Source organism: Propioniciclava sp. MC1595, assembly GCF_017569205.1.
Taxonomy (GTDB): Bacteria; Actinomycetota; Actinomycetes; order Propionibacteriales; family Propionibacteriaceae; genus Propioniciclava.
Genome location: NZ_CP071870.1, coordinates 406,424 through 421,814, shown reverse-complemented (window position 1 = coordinate 421,814; position 15,391 = coordinate 406,424). Strand labels below are relative to the sequence as shown.

Genomic DNA, 15,391 nt, shown 5'->3' with positions numbered 1-15,391 from the left:
CATGATCGATGAGTGCACAGCCGCCGAGCCCGCCCTACGCTCAGAGTCCTCCGTGAGGACCTGACTGCGGGGTGGGCTTCGCCACAACCGATGCGCTCACTGGCGAACGCACGGATCGCAGACCTGCATCCCCTGAGCGAGCTGCCCCACCCCTTGGTCCAGAAGGCGGCCGAAGCGCTTCCCCACGGCAGCGACATCACCAACGTGGAGGGGCCCATCTCTGGGTGCACGAACCTGCAACTCCTGGAGATCAAGACCGGGCAATGGCGCGGCGGGGTGTGGCTGGATCCAGACTCGGGGGTCCACTGGCTCGTGGTGGCAGGGCTGGCCAAGGGAGGTCACCTGGACTGGGACGACTTCTATGAGCGCGTCCGCCGGCAGGACAGCGCGGGGTTGGCCGCGTCATGGTTGCCACAGGCCGAGGATGTTCTCCTCCTGAAGCAGGAAACCGCCGCCCGCATCGTGACCGGGTGGGAGCTCGCAATCCAGGATCAGGTGCGTGCAGCCTTGTCCACGGTGGGAGGCGGCGGGACAACCCACGTCACCGTCCGGCATCCAGTCCGCGAGGAGACATTCGCCGAGATCACCATCGCTCTGACGCAGGTGCGCGAAGCCGACTACGAGGCCGACGAAGTCGACGTCGACATCGCAACCTGCCGCTCCTACGAGGGCTCGAACCTGTCCTGGCAACTCGCCCTCCGCGTGCTCATCTCGATCAGCCCCCCGGAGCAGGGGTGGGACAGGTTCCGGAACACCTTCTCGACCATCGTCGAGCCGGGCCACGTCCCCGAGCGGACCTCACTCCTCAGCACCTTGGCAGAGGAGGGCATCCTGGTCCAGTCAGAGCCGGGGCGACACAGCCACTACACGCACCGGAAGCACCTCGCCGGACGCACCATCGAAGGGCGGGCAGTGCGCGGCCTCTGCGGCGCCTACTTCGTTCCCCACCAGGACCACTTGGCCCTGCCTGCCTGCCCCCACTGCGACGAAGCGTGGGCGAAACTCCCGCAGTAACGGGTTCAACGCCCCTCAGTGCGTAACGCTTGCCGCAGCGATGATGCTGTCCAGCACCCCGGGCAGCTCGGCGGCCATCGGCCGACCGACGAAGCGGTCCCAGACCTTGGCCAGGGGGCCCTTGATGGTGAGCCGGTGGGTCAGCACACGCGCGTCGGGGTCGACGTCGACGGCACCCTCGGCGTCCGAGCCCTCAACCTCGGGGCGGGTCAACTCACGCGCATAGGTGGCGGTGGCCAGCGGCAGCTTGGTCTCGGTGACGAAGCGCAGGGCCGAGCGGTCCACCTCGACGATGCGGTAGGTCGAGCGGCCACCCTTCTTCCAGCGCAGGACGCCGACCGCGCCCTTCGCGAGCGGTCCGTTGCGCTTGGCCCGCAGGATCGACGGGTCATCCTGCGGCCAGTACTCGGGCTCGGTCCAACGCTCCCAGACGATCGACGGATCGACGGTCGCAGTCGCGCTCTGCGCGTGGACTCCCATGGCTGATCAACTCCTCCGGGCCGACGTGTGGAGGCCCGATCAGCCATTGTGCGCCACCGGGCAAGCCGGGCGGGTCGGTTTCCATCCGATGGTCGGGTTGAACCCACCCAACCGTGTGCCGTGTCGCAGCGGCCTCTACGGCGTGGGCTCGAAACTGAAGATGTCTTCGATCGGGAGTTCGAAGAGCAGCGCCAGTCGGAAGGCGACCGGCAGGCTCGGGTCGAACTTCCCCGTCCCGATCGCATTGACCGACTGGCGCGACACCCCGAAGCCGGCGACCCAGCCGGACCCGAGGGTCACCGCCACGCGTCCTGCATGATCTTGCGCCAAAGATCGTCCTGGGCCTTGATGAAGCGTGCGAAGCAGATCACCCAGCCGGCGCCCACCAGGACGTTCAGCATGACCGCCACCACGCTGGCCTTCGTCTGCTCCGGGCCCCAGATCACCTGGGGCCCAAACCTGGGCAGCGGCGAGGCTCGCCGCCCAGGCAAGCGTCCAGAGCACGAGCCAGCCGGCCCCAGGTGTGACCTAGGCGGGCCGGGCCACCGCCAGCACCCCGTGCGCGAGCGTGTCGGCCATCAGGCCCAGCATGTCGGCGTCGATGTTGTCGGCCCGGTCGCAGGACTCGTGGTAGCACGGGTCGGGCACACCGGCCCCCTCGTCGAGGTAGGCGCCGGTGAACAGCCCGCCGACGGGGATGTCGGCGTACAGGAACGGCCGGTGGTCGCTGTCCTCGAACGTGGCGTCGACGGGCTCGGCCCCCTGCTCGCGCAGGTGGTCGGCCATGACCTTCCCGACCGGGTGGTCGCCCTCCCCGAAGCCGGCGTAGACATACGGCGTCGGGTTGGGTGAGCCGACCATGTCGAGGTTGAGGTACACCTCGGTGGCCTGCCGGGCGGGCTCGTCGAGGTCCTGGACGTAGTGGGTCGACCCCCACAGCCCGTCCTCCTCACCGCTCCAGAACGCGAACCGGACGCCATGCTCCGGCTGCACGCCCACCTCGGCCAGGTGCCGGGCCACCTCGAGGGCGACGGCAACCCCGGACCCGTTGTCGTTGATCCCCGCCCCGCTGGACACCCCGTCCAGGTGGGCGCCGACGACAACGGTCCGCCCGCTGGTGCCGGGCAGGTCGGCGAGCACGTTCGCGGTCTCGACCATGCCTTCCCGCCACTCGACGTTCAGGGTCAGCTCGGTCGGCTGGGTCGCCCACGCGGCGCCCATGTCGTAGGTGGTCGTCACGACCGGGATGTCGAGGTCGGCGTCCTGCACCTGGCCCATGAACACGCCCGTGCGGTCGTCGGCGTCGCCCTGGTTGAACACCACGACGGCGCTCGCCCCGGCCTGGCGCGCGTTGAGGGTCTTGGCCAGGAAGGTGCACGAGCCGCGCTGCAGCAGGGCGATGTCCCCGGCCGGGAACCCCTCGAAGTCGTCCTCCTGGCATCCGCTGGTGGAGCGCCGGTCGCCCTCGAGGTTCACGTCGACGGCGGTCACGCGGCCGGCGGCGCTCCCGGATCCGCCGAGCGGCTGGAAGTCCTCCCCCCGCGTCAGCGCCTGCTCCCCACCCGGGCCGACGGCCAGAGACGCGTCGACGATCCCGCTCCGCTCGTAGGAGAACTCCTGGCGCCGGGTCTCGTAGCCGGCCTCCTTGAGCTGCGCCTCGACGTAGGCCATGGACGCCTCGTGCCCCGGCGTCCCCGCCTGCCGGTTGCCGCCGTTGGCGTCGGCGATGCGCTCGAGCTCGCGGATGTGCGCCATCAGGTCCTCGGTGGTGATCGCCTCGCGCAAGGCGGCCGAGTCCACCGCCGGGATGATCCGCGGTCGGTTGTTCCACTGGAACCACACGGCGACGAGCGCGACGACCACGACAGCAGCGATGCCGATCAACAGCCAGCGGCGGGGGGTCTTCACGTGCAGAAAGTACCCGATCGGGTTTCCAGAGCTGTCTGGACGCCGCGGGCTCGGCCCTGCTGCCTCCGGCTAGACCGTGACCTCACGCACCAGCGCGATGAACTCCGCGAGGCTGAGGATCCAGTCCCGATGCTCCGGCGGGAAGGTCCGCTTGTTGTCCGCGGGCACTACAAGCGTCACCCCCGCCTCTGACATCTCGTCCAGCTGGGCACTCGTGATGCCCTGCTGCAGCGTGAACAGATGCTTGTGCGGGATTCGTGCCGCCTCGTTCAGGATCTGGCGCCACCGGTCCTTGCACGTGGTCTTTGCAGCCAGGAACACGAGGCGAGAATCCGGCCAATCTCGGTCGTGGTAACGCTGAGCGGACGGGAAAATGAAGTCAGGCTTCCGATTCCCCTCGGTCCGTACTTGGGCTTCGTATCCCACACCTGCGTCGTCGAAGATGGCGGCGAGGTGGTTCTCCAGGGAATGGCCAGCACGGGACTTGCGCCGGTTGAGGACTCGGTTCGCCACGTCCACGAACTCGTCTACTGTCTCGAACCCTTCAGCCACCAGATCCCCGTACGTGCGCTCCTCCACGGCGAGAAAGATCCGATACTCGAGTTCCGCCCAACGCTTGATGACTGAGTCGGGCCCAAGTCCGGGAGCCGCGTCCCTGTGGACTTGCGCGTCGATGGCGCGGGCTGAGCGCGAGATCTCGTATGTCGTGGGGAACAACCCTTCCGGGAGCCCGGCGACGTACTCGCTGATGAGGCGTGCTTCGCGATCAGCTTGGTCTGGAACAGTGGCCGAGCGACCTCTCCGCTGGTCCAGCAGTTGGTTCGTGTTCTCCGGGCTCAACGCAAAGGCTCCGAGGAACTCGTCCACAGCTGCTTCGGAGCTGAGCACCCACGCGTTCAACTGGGACGATCCAGCCCTCCGTGTCAGGACCCAGAGGTCCCCTGTGTTCTCGGGGTGCCGGTACGGGAAGTCCGTGCCGAATCGTGTGAGGCGGTACTCGTTCCTGGTTCCCTGCCCGTAGTAGATCGCTCTCGAGTCCGTGATGTGCTGGCCGTTCCAGCAGATGCGCCAGTCCTTGTCAGTGTTCTGGCCCTTCATCCCCTCGTGGTCGAGGATCACAGGCCAAGCGCCCTTCGCCACGTGGAAGCCAGCTTGGTGGGACGCGGTCTCCCCCGTGTCATTGGGCGTGAGGAACTTGCAGTAGGCCACATCGGCACCCGTTGCGTCGATCACCGCAGCAGCTGCAAGCTCCAGATCCGGCTTTTCAAAGGACAGCACGTCGTCGGGCATGCCTCTCATCTAAGGCGATCTCAGCACCGCATGCCAGGACTGTCGGACGCGGCCGTTACCGTGAAACCCGTCCAGTTGACTCGCGGTAGCAGACCCGGACAGAATGTCCGCATTCATTCCCAGAGGTGGCCCACATGACCTTGACCCAGCCCAGCACCAACCCGCTGTTGGCTCACGTCGCCCGAACTTTTACCCAACCCCAGATCGCCGAGCTGACGGGGTACACCGAACGGACCGTCCGCCGATGGCTCGCTGGGGACAGCACACCTCCCAAGAAGATCGACACGCTGTTGCGCGCGGAGCTCGCCAAGGCGACCAGGCCGGCCAGCTTCACGTTCATCGACCTGTTCGCAGGCGTCGGCGGTACCCGGTTGGGATTCGAGGCAGCTGGCGGCCGATGCGTCTTCACCTCGGAGTGGAACAAGTTCTCGCAGCAGACCTATCTGGAGAACTTCGGCACCACGGAGGGTCACACCTTCGCCGGGGACATCACCCAAGTGAAGGCGGCCGACGTCCCCGACCACGATGTCCTCATCGGCGGTTTCCCCTGCCAGCCGTTCTCCATCGCCGGCGTGTCCAAGAAGAACGCCTTGGGCAGGCCGCACGGTTTTCAGGACGAGACCCAAGGGACACTCTTCTTCGACATCGCCCGGATCATCGACGAGAAGCGGCCGCGCGCCTTCATGCTCGAGAACGTCAAGAACCTTGCCTCGCACGACAAGGGCCGCACGTTCCGAACGATCATGCGCACCCTCCAGGTGGAGCTCGGCTACGACGTCCACTACCAGGTCATCGACGCATCCCCGTGGGTCCCGCAGATGCGGAAGCGCGTGTTCATCGTGGGTTTCCGGGACGCCAATGATTTCGAGTTCGCGGACCTTGAAGAGCCTCTCTTCGGACCGACCATGGGCGACATCCTGCACCCCGAGGACGGCAGCGAGGCGCCTGAGGCGCCCTACACGACCGGCCCACGCGCCGAGGTGGCGGGTAAGTACACGCTGACCGAACACCTCTGGACCTACTTGCAGAACTACGCCAACAAGCACCGCGCCGCAGGGAACGGGTTCGGTTTCGGCTTGGTGGGTGACGAGGACGTCGCTCGAACTCTCAGCGCGCGGTACTACAAGGATGGCTCCGAGGTGCTGGTCAGCCGAGGAGAAGGCGAACTGCCGCGACGGCTCACGCCACGGGAGTGCGCGCGCCTGATGGGCTTCCCGGACACGTTCAAGATCCCTGTGTCAGACACCCAGGCTTACAAACAGTTCGGCAACTCAATCGTCGTTCCCGTGGTCGAGCAGGTGGCCAAGATGGTTGCCGCCCAGTTGTAGGTCCCCTCCCTTGACGAGGCCCCAGACCCGGACTGCCACGTCGGTGGGATCTTCGTGTTCCCATGCTCGAAGGACTTGCCAACCCGCCGCAGCCAAGGATTGGTTTGTCTCCTCATCTCGGGCTGCGTTTGCTGCCAACTTGCGTTCCCACCACTGGCCATTGTTCTTGGGTGCCACGCTGTGGATGGGGCATCCGTGCCAGAAACAGCCATCCACGAAGACGGCCACCCGGGCCTTCGGGAAGGCCACGTCGATCGTCCGCCGAGGTCGGCCGGGCACAGGCCAATGGATCCGATATCGCAAACCCCGAATGAACAGTGCCTTGCGCAGCGCCAGCTCAGGCGATGTGTCCTTTCGCCTCTGTGATTCCATGCGGCGCCTTACGGCGTCACTCGGCGGTCCAACGGCTGGCACTCGCATCACGCTCAACCTCCCTGCCAATGACACGCCATGAGCGCCATCGAACCTAGCCCACACCATAGACACACCGGGAGTCCCGGCATCACCTCAGGGGCGGCCGATTGTCGACGACAGGCCGAGGGGGCCTACCTGAAGTTCCGGCTTTCAGACGCAAGCCCTAGACTGCCCCGAAACCAGTGTTCGCCGTTGGCGAGGACCGGCGGAAAGGACAAGCCCCTGAAATGACTGACGAGTGGGACATCGCCGAACCGCGGGCGGATGCCCTCATCGAGTCTTTACGAGCGTTTGGGTATTCCCCCGAATCTGCCATCGCAGACCTAGTGGACAACAGCATCTCTGCGGGCGCGAAGTTGGTTGAGGTCGACTTCCACTGGGATGGAGGCAACTCCTCCATCCGCGTGACAGACGACGGGCAGGGGATCACGGAGCCGGACCTCGTCAGTGCAATGCGACCGGGAAGCACCAGCCCTTCGGAAGAGCGCGCCCACAATGACCTTGGCCGCTTCGGGCTGGGGCTCAAGACTGCTTCCTTCTCCCAAGCACGTGAGCTGACGGTGGTGAGCCGATCGGCCAGGACCGGCCAAGTGTCAACGCGTCGATGGGATCTCGACACCGTGGCGCTGTCGGGCGAGTGGCGCCTCCTGCGGACGCCTCCCAACGGGTTCCAACCCGATCCGCCTCCACAGCCGAGCGGAACAGTGGTGCAATGGACCAAGGCGGACCGATTGGTCGGCGAATCCTCGGTGACCGACACAAAGGCCCACCACCGCTTCCTCCAAGTAACTGACCGCGTTCGGCGGCACCTCGAAGCCACGTTCCATCGCTTCTTGGTTGGAGCCGGACGCGTCCAGATCACAATCAACGGGAAGCCCATCGACCCGTGGGATCCCTTCTTGCTGTCCCATTCCGCAACTCAAGTCTTGGCGGAGGAGTCCCTCCCGTATCGAGGCGATTTGATTCGGGTCACCTCATACGTACTGCCTCACCGCAACAAGCTGTCGGAGGAAGCCGCGGATCGCCATGCAGGGGCTGCGGGTTGGAACCAGCAACAGGGCTTCTACGTCTACCGGTCCAACCGCCTGCTGGTACAAGGGGACTGGCTTGGTTTGGGCTTCAGCAAGGACGAGCACACGAAACTCGCCCGGATCGCTGTTGAGTTCCCGTCCTCTCTTGACCATCACTGGCAGGTTGATGTCAAGAAGTCCACTGCACGCCCCCCCGGGGAACTCCATGAGCATCTCCGCCGCATCGCGCGAGCGACGCGGTCACGCGCGGAGCAGGTCTATCGTCACCGCGGGAAGCTGCTTGCCCGAAAGACCTCTCAACCCTTCGTGTTCGGGTGGCTGGAGATCCTAGACCGGGCGGGCCACAAGCGATACAAAATCAACCGCGAACACCCGGTGATTCAGACACTGATCGCCGAAGCAGGCGATAAACGACAGCTGATCCAACGGGCCCTCAAGTTTGCAGAGGAGACCGTTCCAGTTCCTCTGATCGGAATTTCGGTCGCAGCTGCGGTTGAACACGCGCCGGCTCCATTCGACCAACACAAACGCGATTTGGGGTCGTTCGCCGATTTCGCCTACATGGGACTCCTAGGCACTGGCCTCTCTCCCGAAGTTGCCATCGAACGCCTCGCTGCGGCGGAACCTTTCAACTCATACCCAGAAATCATTGCGACGCTCAAGGAGACCCACATATGACGAGTGCGGCATTGGTCAGACAGACGGTGCAGATGTTCCTTGACAACGCAAAGGCGCAGGGGCACGCGGTGTCCCCTGAACAGCTTCGAGAATGGGTACGATCGGCCACGCAGTTTGTTCGGAACACCACAAGTGCCGGGCCGCATGAAGACTTGGATGAAGAACAGCTGATCCGCGACATCGAAGCCAGCAACAATGTTTTCGTCGGGAACTGGAGTTCGCTGTCAGACGATGCAGACCACCTGCCATGGCTCCCCGAGAAGTTGGAGTCAAAGAAGGATTGGCCCTTCTGGCAGCGCTACCAGCGCTTCCTAAAGAACGGGGGCATGCCGAGTTCGGCGATCAGTCGGCTCGACGAGGTCACCGACGACATCCTGGGGAGACTTGAGGACCCCGAAAGAGAGGGGCCTTGGGATCGTCGAGGGCTGGTCGCAGGGCAGGTCCAGTCTGGAAAGACGGGCAACTACATCGGGTTGGTGGCCAAGGCCATCGACAACGGTTACAAGTTGATCGTTATCCTCGCGGGAATTCACAACAGTCTGCGAAGCCAGACACAATCACGCATCGACGAGGGCATCCTCGGATTCGACACCCGTAAGATCATGGTTGCTTCGAAGGCTGCCGACGATAACCGCATCGGGGTCGGTCGCTTGGCGGGCCATCGCCTCATAGTCAACTCATTCACGTCATCCGCGGAGAATGGAGACTTTCGTCTCACCGTAGCCAAGAACCTTGGAGTTGCGCCGGGCGGCGCCGATCCCATTGTGCTCGTGGTGAAGAAGAACAAATCCATCCTCACGAACCTGTACAAGTGGGCCACCAACCTGACCAAGGAAGTGGATCCCCACACTGGCAAGAACCGGGTTCGCGGCGTCCCGATGCTGATGATTGACGATGAGGCGGACCATGCATCCGTCAACACGAAGGCCGAGGGTTACGGGGATGAAGAAACTGACCCGTCCGTCATCAACGGCCTAATCAGAAAGTTCATGGACACGTTTGATCGCGCATCCTACATCGCTTACACAGCCACCCCCTTCGCGAACATCTTCATCGACCCGGACGCCGACCACAGCGCGGCAGGACGAGATCTCTTCCCCCGCAGCTTCATACTCAACCTTCCAGTGCCCAGCACCTATGTCGGCCCTGAACGGGTATTTGGCCTGCGTGAGGATACGGAGAACGCAATCGAGGCCGTGGAAGCACTCCCCATCTTCCGAGGCATTTCGGACCATGAGGCTTGGCTCCCCGATCTACACAAGGCCGGTGACCTGCCTGGTGAAGACCTCCCCGAATCCTTGATCGAGGCGACCTTGGCCTTCCTGATGGCAGGGGCAGTTAGGCAGATCCGCGGGCAGGGCGGTAAGCATCACTCGATGCTGGTCCATGTAACGCGATACATCTCCACCCAGGCGCGTGTCGGGGACCAGCTCCGAACGTTGTTGGAGGACATGCAGCGCAGGCTGCGCTACGGCGAGGGCGCTGCACCTACGCTCCGTAGCCGCGCGAAACAGCTCTATGAGGATGACTTCGTACCGACGCACAACCACTTCTCGAGGCACGGAGATATGGCGGCTCTCACCGGTGAAATGCCGCCGTTCGAAGATCTCTGGGCAGCGTTGGACGAAATCGCCAGCCGTACTCACGTGAGGGTCTTGAATGGACGGTCCGAGGACTCACTCACATACGTCGACCATCCGGAGGGCGTGAGCGTCATCGCTGTCGGCGGTGACAAGCTGTCCCGAGGCCTCACACTCGAAGGTCTGAGTGTCTCTTACTACCTCAGGGCGAGCCGCATGTACGACACGCTCATGCAGATGGGTCGGTGGTTCGGGTATCGCCCTGGCTACATGGACCTGTGTCGCTTGTACACGACGAGCAGACTCAAGGATTGGTACGAGCGGATCACCGCCGCCACCGCCGAGCTCCAAAACGAGTTCGACGCGATGTCAGCCGTGGGCAAGACACCTGAAGAGTTTGGCCTCCGCGTTCGGCAGCACCCCGACGGGCTCTTGGTCACATCTCCTGCGAAGCTTCGGCACGCGCAGAAGCTCAGCGTCTCCTTCAGCGGATCAATCGCAGAAACGGTGACGTTCCGAGCTGCGGACCGACCGCAGAACTGGAGCGCCTTGACCACACTGACGGGCTCTCTCGGGCAGCCGGTCTCTGACAGTCCTGACGGCACCTTGGTTTGGCGCAACGTGCACTCCGATCTGATCCTCGGCTTCCTTGCGAACTATCGCGCGGAGCGAGCGGCCATCAAGGTCCAGCCCACGGCCTTGAGCAGCTACATAACGTCTCGGGTAGCCGATAACGAGCTGACCTCCTGGACCGTCGTGCTGGGCGACGTGCAATCCGGGAGCACCCGAACGCACGTGGGACCGCTCTCGATCGGCCTGACAACCCGCCAGCATCACAACCCCAGCCGAGCATCCACCCGATACACGATCCGTCGTCTGGTCAGCCCGCACCACGAGCTGATTGACATGGTGCAAGGATCACCCGAGTGGGACGAGGCGCTGCGCGAAACCGTCGAGGCGTGGGAACAGAGCGCCCGATTCGACCCCAACGTCGAGGCACCACGTAAGCCTTCAGCCTTCCGGGAAAGGCGAAGCCGCCACAAGTCTCAAGGCCTACTTCTCCTGTACGCGCTGGACCCTTCCCAGTGGTCAGAGTTCGACAATCAGCCCGACAACACCCCGTTCGTCGGTTTCGCGACCTCGTTCCCTTGGTCAGACCGAGCCAAGCCGATCGAGTATCAAGTGAACTTGGTCGAGCTCAAGAAGGAGTTCGGATGGGACGATGAGGAATTCGAAGATGAGTGACTCGCAGGCCGCGATCTGGAGCAGCTTGGCGGCTGAGCCCGAAGGTACTGGCTGGGTTCGGCGCCGGGTGATCCCTGATTCCGGGCATGATGTGTTCTTCGGGGAGAGTCGACCGAGCCGGTCCAAGCGCGTCATCATGACGATCTACGGGAAGCCCGAAGGCCTTCCCCGCCGTAGGACGTCTTCGCGCGGACTCGAGGTCGGGTTACAGGTCGATTCCGATCAAGTCACCGTGCAGTTGACGTCCAACGCGGGTCGTGGCGGAGACCCGATGTTCACAGAGCTAGCGGATGATGTGGTGCGCGTACTGGCTGCTCAGCCAGGGCAGGGAGCGGCCGCTCGCGTACTGGAGCGAGTCGTCGCTTGGCAAAGCTTCTTCGCAGCCGCGCGTGACCGTTTCAGTTCCGAAGCCGCCGCCGGGCTGTTCGCTGAGCTGATCACTCTACGGGACCTGTTCCTCCCGGCACTCGGGCCATCCGGCGCGTTGAGCGCATGGCATGGTCCAGACCCCGCTGTCCAGGATTTTCTAGCCAGCGGCACCGCCGTTGAAGTCAAGTCCTTCCGCGGCAACGGGGACGGCCAGCTCAGAATCACCTCCGAGCGGCAGCTCGACGAGGTGGGAGTGGACCAGTTGTTCGTGGCCTACATTCGGCTCGATGAGCGAGCTGATGGGACGGGCATGACTCTGGCGGAGCTCATCCTGGACATCGCCACCAACCACCTGCCCCCAGACACCCACTTGGCCTTCGAGGACCGCCTAATGGCCTCTGGATGGCACCGCTCTTTGGCCGACACGCGTCCCGAACGCTTCTTGGTGCGCTCTCAGGAACTGCTCCATGTCCGAGAGGGGTTCCCTCGCATTGTCCCATCTCAACTTCCCACCGGGATGCGCGATGTCTCCTACTGCGTGGAGCGAAGCGCTCTCGAACCATTTGTGACCCCATGGGCCAGCTTGATACCGCGACTGGAGGAATTGCCTTGGCAGTAGCACTCACGGAGTTCCTGCTGGACTTGCAGCGGGAGATCTCGCTCGACGCAGCGGAAGAAGGTCAAGAGCGGTCCCTTCCTGAGGCCTTTACGGAGTACATGTTCGAGGTGCTCACGGAGGCGGGCGAGATCGACGACGCCCAAGTGGCCTTCTACCAAGCCACTGGCGCGCGCGCCTCGGGATTCACCTTGAGTGAGGACGAAAGCACGCTGTGGCTGTTCCTCACCGACTATCGCGGTGAACTAGAGCCTCAGTCCTTGGTCAAGGCCGACCTCGATACCCATTTCCGCCGCCTCTCGACCTTCGCGGAACGCGCCCATCGTGGGTTGCACTCTTCCCTGGAGGAGTCGGCCCCGAGCTGGGACATGGCCCACAGGATCGAGGAGGTATGGCGGCGAGTTGGCGAAGTACGACTCGTAATCCTCACCAACGCGATCCTGCGAACGCAGGTACCGGGTCCCACCACCTCCGAACGCCGTCGGGTTCACCATGCGGTCTGGGACTTGGAGCGGCTGCATCAGCTCACAACGAGCGGACGCGTTCAGGAGTCCATCACGGTTGATGTCCTCGCTGAATGGGGAGAACCCATCCCCTGCCTTGGTCCCCAAGGCGACCCGGGTTTCTACGCGGCGTACCTCACCCTGCTTCCGGCGGAGTTCATCGCGAACATCTACGAAAAGCACGGCCCCCGCCTGCTTGAACTCAATGTCCGTTCGTTCCTCCAGTCACGCGGGAAGGTGAACCGGGGAATCCAAGAAACGATCAAGACCGCTCCGAGACGCTTCTTGGCCTACAACAACGGCATCTCGATGACGGCATCTGGAGTCACCCTCGTCGATTTGCCTGGTGGTGGTCGAGGCTTGGCTGAGATCAGGGATCTCCAGATCGTCAACGGTGGCCAGACGAGCGCATCCCTCCACTTTGCGAAGGTTCGCCACAAGGCGGATCTCAGCGAGATCCACGTTCAAGCCAAAGTCTCGGTGGTTGAACCCACCCTCCTACTCGACTTGGTGCCCAGGATCAGCGAGTACGCCAACAGCCAGAACAGGGTGAATCTGGCCGACTTCAGCGCGAACGACCCCTTCCACGTCGAGATTGAGCGGCTGTCTCGCACCATCTGGGCACCCGGCAAGGCTGGCACAAACGATCTCACCCGATGGTTCTATGAGCGCGCCCGCGGCCAGTACGCAGATGCGCACGGCAGAAGCCGCACCCCGGCCCAGCAGCGGAAGTTCAAGCAAGAGCACCCCGTTTCTCAGAAGTTCACCAAGACTGACTTGGCCAAGTTCGAGAATACTTGGGACCAATTGCCACACATCGTGTCCTTGGGTGCAGAGAAGAACTTCAGGGAATTCATGATCCGCCTGAGCAAGCGAGGGTCGACGTTCAAACCAGACCAGAACTACTTCGAGAGCTTGGTGGCAAAGGCGATCCTGTTCCGGCAGTCCGAGCGTCTCGTCGGTTCCCTCAAGCTGGGCGGATACCGTTCGCAGACAGTCACCTACATGCTGGCACGACTCTTGCACGCGACCGGCCAGCAGATCGATCTGCGGGCTATCTGGCGCCGCCAAGAGCTTTCACCTGCCCTGGCAGAGGCGATCTCCGAGTTGGCGCCACTCGTACATGGGGTCCTACTTGACTCCGCCGGCACTCGCAACGTGGGTGAGTGGGCCAAGAAGGAGGCGTGTTGGGTCGCGGTGCAAGCTCTCGAGTGGTCGGTTCCCGCCGCCCTCGGCCCCGAGATGGATCGGGGGAGCGTACGCACCAAGACCACATCTTCCGCGAGCATCGGTGAGCAGATGTCTGAAGACGAGGCTGCTGCACTCGCAACAGTGGTGGCGATCCCCAGCGACGTGTGGTTCTCACTGAGTGGGTGGGCCAAGCAGACGGGCAGCCTCGAACCTTGGCAGCGCAGCCTCGCCTTCAGCCTCGGCAGGATCGCCAGCGCCGAACGTACGCCCTCTCGGAAGCAGGCCATTCAAGGCGCAAGGGCGATCGCCGAAGCCCGCCGCTTGGGGTTCTCAGACTGAAAGGGGATTTCGATGCGCCCATGCCACTGGAATTCAACAGCCGCAAGCTCGGTAGACGCGGGCAGGGCCGCCGACCCAGTCGGCGCGCTGTTCCCCCCGCTGGCTTTGCTCAGGGATATTCCATTGGCGGCGCCGGCTCTCGATCTTGTGCCTGCCAGCCACGGGGAGATGGCCGCGCTCGAGCAACTCCGAGAGATGCTCCTGCGTCCACCCAACGGGGATCTGTGGACGAGAGTCGGCTGGGTCCTCGGCATGAGCATTGACGACTTGGTGTCGCGAGCTGGGGGAAGCGTCGAGCCAGCGGACTTCGTTGCGCTGTTCAACCAGATGAGCTCAGAGGCCCTAGGGCGTGTCGCGTAACTGGTCTCGTAGGCAGATGATGGTGCTGGCCAGGACGAGGCCGGCGCGGTAGTTGCGAGCGAGTTTGTCGTAGCGGGTGGCGATGGCGCGGAACTCCTTGATCCGGTTGAAGAAGCGTTCCACCACGTTCCTGCCCTTGTAGATGGTGGGATCGAAGGCAGGTGGGCGACCGCCGCGGCTGCCCTTGGCCTTGCGACGGGCGATCTGGTCGGAGCGTTCGGGGATGGTCACCTTGATCCTTCGCCGCCGGAGCTCGGTTCGGGTCGAGGGATGGGAGTAGGCCTTGTCCGCGACCACCCGGACAACCCGGTGAGGGGCAAGATCGATCACATCCAACAGGCGGGGGTTCTCACCGGCCTGACCCGGGGTGACCACCAGCGAGCACAGGTGACCGGAGGCGTCGACCAGGGCGTGGGACTTCGTCGTCCACCCGCCACGGGAGTGCCCCAAGGCGTGATCAGCTGGTTCGGCCCGAGGATTCTTGTAGTTCGGTGGATCCCCCTTTTCGGGCGCCGGCAGCGTGCTTGTGGGCCCGCACGATCGTGCCGTCCACCACCGCGACCAGACCTTCTGCCTCCGGTGAACCGGCGATGGCGGTGAGGATCTTGTCCCAGGTACCGTCCTGGGCCCACGCGTTGAAGCGGCGCCACAAGCTCGACCACGATCCGAACTCGGCCGGCACGTCCCGCCACGGCGACCCCGTCCGCAACCGCCAACAGATGCCCTCCACCGTCCGCCGGTGGTCATTCCACGGACGGCCGCCCTTCGCGCCCCCACGCGGCATCAACGGCTCAATCCGCGCCCACATCTCGTCACTGAACTGAGGACTCCTGGTCACAAAGACAACCCTGACCCAAACCACCCAAATCAGTTACGCGACACGCCCTAGTCGTGCTGGATGGCCGATTGGCGATCGACGTCCAAGACGACGACGCCGTGGAGCGCTGGCAATCCACTGCGCCCCCCGGGTCCGACCACCAAGAGTGGTTGAACGCGCTGGGTCTCTTGGCGGCTTGGGCATCGACTACCACCGGAGAGTCAACTT

General features: G+C 63.9%; 12 protein-coding genes and 1 pseudogene. 6 read left to right on the top strand and 7 right to left on the bottom strand.

Features of this window, described 5'->3' with window-relative positions; genetic code table 11:
* Nucleotides 1-90 precede the first annotated feature (90 nt).
* Nucleotides 91-1,014: a DUF3039 domain-containing protein gene (locus J4N02_RS01900; protein WP_188334535.1), complete on the top strand. Its 924-nt coding sequence runs from the start codon at nucleotides 91-93 to the stop codon at nucleotides 1,012-1,014.
* 15 nt (nucleotides 1,015-1,029) lie between these two features.
* On the opposite strand, the gene J4N02_RS01895 is transcribed toward J4N02_RS01900, so the two are convergent.
* From J4N02_RS01895 to J4N02_RS01875, 5 genes are all read right to left on the bottom strand, one after another.
* A complete protein-coding gene (locus J4N02_RS01895) occupies nucleotides 1,030-1,494 on the bottom strand; it encodes a hypothetical protein (RefSeq protein WP_188334534.1) in 465 nt (154 codons plus the stop codon).
* Between the two features lie 135 nt (nucleotides 1,495-1,629).
* Nucleotides 1,630-1,800, bottom strand: coding sequence for a helix-turn-helix transcriptional regulator (locus J4N02_RS01890; RefSeq protein WP_208091070.1), 171 nt, complete (start codon nucleotides 1,798-1,800; stop codon nucleotides 1,630-1,632).
* On the bottom strand, nucleotides 1,791-1,940 hold the full coding sequence (locus J4N02_RS01885) for a hypothetical protein (RefSeq protein WP_208091069.1): 150 nt from the start codon (nucleotides 1,938-1,940) through the stop codon (nucleotides 1,791-1,793). The genes J4N02_RS01890 and J4N02_RS01885 overlap by 10 nt, the downstream gene beginning before the upstream one ends.
* An 82-nt stretch (nucleotides 1,941-2,022) precedes the next feature.
* Nucleotides 2,023-3,402 carry a M20/M25/M40 family metallo-hydrolase gene (locus J4N02_RS01880; protein ID WP_188334533.1) on the bottom strand — a complete coding sequence of 460 codons (1,380 nt, stop codon included), beginning with the start codon at nucleotides 3,400-3,402 and terminating at the stop codon, nucleotides 2,023-2,025.
* 69 nt (nucleotides 3,403-3,471) lie between these two features.
* Nucleotides 3,472-4,692 carry a type II restriction endonuclease gene (locus tag J4N02_RS01875; protein WP_188334532.1) on the bottom strand — a complete coding sequence of 407 codons (1,221 nt, stop codon included), beginning with the start codon at nucleotides 4,690-4,692 and terminating at the stop codon, nucleotides 3,472-3,474.
* A 134-nt stretch (nucleotides 4,693-4,826) separates the two neighbouring features.
* On the opposite strand from J4N02_RS01875, the gene dcm reads away from it, so the two are divergent.
* Nucleotides 4,827-6,020: a DNA (cytosine-5-)-methyltransferase gene (dcm, locus tag J4N02_RS01870; RefSeq protein WP_188334531.1), complete on the top strand. Its 1,194-nt coding sequence runs from the start codon at nucleotides 4,827-4,829 to the stop codon at nucleotides 6,018-6,020.
* On the opposite strand, the gene J4N02_RS01865 is transcribed toward dcm, so the two are convergent.
* On the bottom strand, nucleotides 5,964-6,392 hold the full coding sequence (locus J4N02_RS01865) for a very short patch repair endonuclease (protein WP_223202693.1): 429 nt from the start codon (nucleotides 6,390-6,392) through the stop codon (nucleotides 5,964-5,966). The two genes, dcm and J4N02_RS01865, sit on opposite strands and share 57 nt — an antisense overlap.
* Before the next feature lie 269 nt (nucleotides 6,393-6,661).
* On the opposite strand from J4N02_RS01865, the gene J4N02_RS01860 reads away from it, so the two are divergent.
* The 4 genes from J4N02_RS01860 to J4N02_RS01845 are packed head-to-tail and all read left to right on the top strand — an operon-like array spanning nucleotide 6,662 to nucleotide 13,986.
* Complete coding sequence (locus J4N02_RS01860) at nucleotides 6,662-8,143, top strand: ATP-binding protein (RefSeq protein ID WP_188334529.1); 1,482 nt, start codon at nucleotides 6,662-6,664, stop codon at nucleotides 8,141-8,143.
* Entirely contained in the window at nucleotides 8,140-10,968 is a 2,829-nt protein-coding gene (locus J4N02_RS01855) for a Z1 domain-containing protein (protein WP_188334528.1), read from the top strand. The genes J4N02_RS01860 and J4N02_RS01855 overlap by 4 nt, the downstream gene beginning before the upstream one ends.
* Nucleotides 10,961-11,956: a PD-(D/E)XK motif protein gene (locus J4N02_RS01850; protein WP_188334527.1), complete on the top strand. Its 996-nt coding sequence runs from the start codon at nucleotides 10,961-10,963 to the stop codon at nucleotides 11,954-11,956. The genes J4N02_RS01855 and J4N02_RS01850 overlap by 8 nt, the downstream gene beginning before the upstream one ends.
* Nucleotides 11,911-13,986, top strand: a complete 2,076-nt coding sequence (locus tag J4N02_RS01845; RefSeq protein WP_188334526.1) for an AIPR family protein — start codon at nucleotides 11,911-11,913, stop codon at nucleotides 13,984-13,986. The genes J4N02_RS01850 and J4N02_RS01845 overlap by 46 nt, the downstream gene beginning before the upstream one ends.
* Before the next feature lie 342 nt (nucleotides 13,987-14,328).
* On the opposite strand, the pseudogene J4N02_RS01840 reads toward J4N02_RS01845, so the two are convergent.
* A pseudogene (locus J4N02_RS01840) lies at nucleotides 14,329-15,184 on the bottom strand (IS5 family transposase).
* Between the last annotated feature and the right edge of the window lie 207 nt (nucleotides 15,185-15,391).